The sequence below is a fragment of the Polaromonas sp. P1_G2 genome (assembly GCF_056405515.1).
On record NZ_JBFUBY010000435.1, the window covers coordinates 1 to 2,359 of the forward strand.

General features: G+C 64.9%; 3 protein-coding genes. All 3 read right to left on the reverse strand.

Going from position 1 to position 2,359, the window contains the following annotated elements; all coding sequences use genetic code 11:
• Positions 1 to 202: 202 nt before the first annotated feature.
• Genes AC1D0P_RS24820 through AC1D0P_RS24830 form a run of 3 tightly spaced genes read right to left on the reverse strand, consistent with a single transcriptional unit; the run spans position 203 to position 2,325 of the window.
• Positions 203 to 1,261, reverse strand: a complete 1,059-nt coding sequence (locus tag AC1D0P_RS24820; RefSeq protein WP_477679169.1) for a S49 family peptidase — start codon at positions 1,259 to 1,261, stop codon at positions 203 to 205.
• Positions 1,262 to 1,282: 21 nt separating this feature from the next.
• Positions 1,283 to 1,648, reverse strand: coding sequence for a Rieske (2Fe-2S) protein (locus AC1D0P_RS24825; RefSeq protein WP_477679170.1), 366 nt, complete (start codon positions 1,646 to 1,648; stop codon positions 1,283 to 1,285).
• 17 nt (positions 1,649 to 1,665) lie between these two features.
• Positions 1,666 to 2,325 carry an HAD family hydrolase gene (locus AC1D0P_RS24830; RefSeq protein WP_477679171.1) on the reverse strand — a complete coding sequence of 220 codons (660 nt, stop codon included), beginning with the start codon at positions 2,323 to 2,325 and terminating at the stop codon, positions 1,666 to 1,668.
• Positions 2,326 to 2,359: the final 34 nt, after the last annotated feature.

Sequence of the window (2,359 nt, forward strand, 5' to 3'; positions counted from 1 at the left end):
GGGCAACACCCGGCTGGCATTGAGCTGCGGCCTGACCCTGGGCGCCGGCTGGTCGCGCAGCGCGCAGGTCAGCACCTGGAAGCGCGACAAGCCGCAGGCGCCGCTGGACTTGCCGACCGTGTTCGGCATAGGCCGTTAAAAAAAGCCCCACACCAATAAAAAAGCCCGCATGGTGCGGGCTTTTAAACGGGGTTTCGATGGCTCAGCGCAGCGCGGGAATCGCCTTGAAGGCCTTCATCGCACCCTCGCCCATGGCGGCGCCGAACTTCTTGGCCAGGCGCTCGGCCACGTTGTCGCGGCGCGTGTAGTCGATGATTTCGTCGGTCTTGACCACTTCGCGCGCGACGTAGTCGAGGTTGCCGAGCTGGTCGGCCAGGCCCAGCTCCACGGCCTGCTGGCCGCTCCAAAACAGGCCGCTGAACATCTCAGGCGTTTCTTTCAGGCGCTTGCCGCGGCCGGCTTTCACTACCGCGATGAACTGCTGGTGGATCTGGTCCAGCATGGCTTGGGCAAACACGCGCTGCTTTTCATTTTGCGGGCTGAAGGGGTCCAGGAAGCCCTTGTTCTCACCGGCGGTCAGCAGGCGGCGCTCCACACCCAGCTTGTCCATCAGGCCGGTGAAACCGAAGCCGTCCATCAGCACGCCTATGCTGCCCACAATGCTGGCCTTGTCGACGTAGATCTTGTCAGCCGAGACGGCGATGTAGTAAGCGGCGGACGCGCAGGTCTCTTCGACCACGGCGTAGACCGGCTTCTTGTGCTTGGCCTTCAAGCGCAGGATCTCGTCGTTCATCATGCCGGCCTGCACGGGGCTGCCGCCGGGGGAATTGATCAGCAGCACGACGGCCTTGGCGCCTTCGTCTTCAAAGGCCGCGCGCAAGGCCGCATTGACAAATTCAGCGCTGGCGTCGGCGCCCGCGGCGATCTCGCCCTTGATTTCCACCACGGCCGTGTGCGGAACCGTCGCGTCGCTGGCGGGCGTGCCGCGGTGCAGCGCCATCCAGACCAGCGCGACAAAAAAGGCCAGCCAGGCCAGGCGCACAAAAGTCTTCCAGCGGCGTGTGGCCTTTTGTTCGTTGAGGGCGGCGAAGGCCAGTTTTTCCAGTGTGGCGCGCTCCCAGCCGGGAGTGGCGGAAGGGTCGGCGGCGGATTTTTTGGCTTGGGCGTAAGGCGGAACGGACTCCGGCTGGTTGGGCCGGAAATCCGACTCGCGCAGCGAATCAGAGTCCATGGGAGGGTCGGGGCGATGGGGGTCGTTCATGGGCGTTAGTTTAGAGAGGTATTAGAACTGTAGCGGTTTAAGGTTGTAAGCAGAATGCCAATAAACAATCCCCTTCGCCTCGGAAAGCTGGATTTTGATCAGGCCGCCCTGGCAGGGCCCGCCCGCACATTGGCCGGTGTCGGGACGGTAGGCGGCGCCGTGGCTGGCGCACAGCAGCCACTGGCCCTGGTCGTCGAACACACGGTTGGGCTGCCAGTCCAGCTCCATCGCGACGTGGCTGCAGCGATTGAGGTAGGCATGGACCACGCCTTCAAAACGCACGGCGAAGGCGCGGCAGGTCTGCCCCGCGTAGACCACATCGAAGGGCACCGCCAGCCCGCCTTCGAGCAGGTCCCGGCTGTTGCACAGGGCTAGCCGTTCGTCCATGGCCTTAACGCCCGAGATCAACCATGGACCAGCAACCAGTCGTGCAATTCCGGCACCGAATGCGCCACATGGCGCGGCGCCAGCACCGCGAAGGTGTCGGGCTCATGCGCGCCGTAGCTCACGCCCACGCTGGGGCAGCCGGCATTGAGCGCCATCTGCAGGTCGTGGGTGGTGTCGCCCACCATCAGAACGCGCTCGGGCATCACGCCGAATTCCGCCATCAGCTCGTGCAGCATCAGCGGGTCGGGTTTGCCGGCCGTCTCGTCGGCGGTGCGCGAACCGTCGAACATGCCCTTGAGTTCCACCGTGCGCAGCACCTCGTCGAGGCCGCGGCGCGACTTGCCGGTGGCCACCGCGAGCAGGTGGCCGCGCGCCTTCAGCGCGTCGAGCAGGGGCAACACGCCGGCAAACAGGCTCAGGTCGTCGTAGTGCGCGGCGTAGTGGTGGCGGTAACGCTCGCCGAGCTGCGGGTATTTTTCTGGCGGCACATCGGGCGCGGCATGGGCCAGGGCCTGCATCAGGCCCAGGCCTATGACGTAACCGGCCTCCTTGTCGGTCGGCACCGTGCCGCCCACGTCGCGCACCGCGGCCTGGATGCAGCGCACGATGATGCTGGTCGAATCAAACAGCGTGCCATCCCAGTCAAAGGCGATCAGGTCGAAATTTCGGGTTTGCATGGGGATATTGTCTTAGGGAAGGCCGGCCTATGCG